Raw genomic sequence first — 799 nt, forward strand, 5'->3', positions numbered from 1 at the left:
ATTTTCGTGTGCGGGCGGGCATAATGGGTAAAGAGGAGACTCCATATGTCCCGACGCAAAGAGCCTGCGATACCGAACGATCTGCTCGATCAGTTGCTGGCTGGCGGAGCCGCCAGCGCGGCTTTTGAGCAGGGCGGCTTGCTGGATTCGCTGAAGAAGGCTTTGACCGAGCGTGCGTTGAACGCCGAGATGGATCACCATCTGGCGGGCGACGAAGGCGCCGGCAACACCCGTAATGGCTATGGCCGCAAGACGGTGGTGACCGACACCGGCAAGCTGGCCATCGACGTGCCGCGCGATCGGCAGGCGAGCTTCGAGCCGCAGCTGATCGCCAAGTATCAGCGGCGCTTTCCCGGTTTCGATGACAAGATCGTGTCGATGTACGCGCGGGGGATGAGCACCCGCGAAATCAGCGGGCACCTGCATGACCTGTACGGCATCGACGTGTCGGCCGACCTGATCAGCACGGTGACCGACGCCGTGCTCGATGAGGTTGCCACCTGGCAGCAGCGGCCGCTCGACCCGGTTTACCCGCTGGTCTTCTTCGATGCGATCCGGGTGAAGATCCGTGACGAGGGGATCGTCCGCAACAAGGCGATCCACATCGCATTGGGCGTTCGCGCCGATGGCGCCAAGGAGGTGCTCGGCCTTTGGCTCGAGCAGAACGAGGGCGCCAAGTTCTGGCTGCGTGTCATGAACGAGCTGCGCAATCGCGGCACCGAGGATATCCTGCTCGCCGTCGTCGACGGCCTCAAGGGCTTTCCAGACGCGATCACGGCGGTGTTCCCCGACGCGATCG

General features: G+C 63.3%; 1 protein-coding gene. It reads left to right on the top strand.

What is annotated here, in order from left to right:
• Positions 1-45 precede the first annotated feature (45 nt).
• On the top strand, positions 46-799 hold a 754-nt coding region (locus ACTIEZ_RS15415; RefSeq protein ID WP_439547574.1), incomplete at its 3' end, for an IS256 family transposase.

The organism is Sandarakinorhabdus sp. (assembly GCF_051860625.1).
Taxonomy (GTDB): Bacteria; Pseudomonadota; Alphaproteobacteria; order Sphingomonadales; family Sphingomonadaceae; genus Sandarakinorhabdus.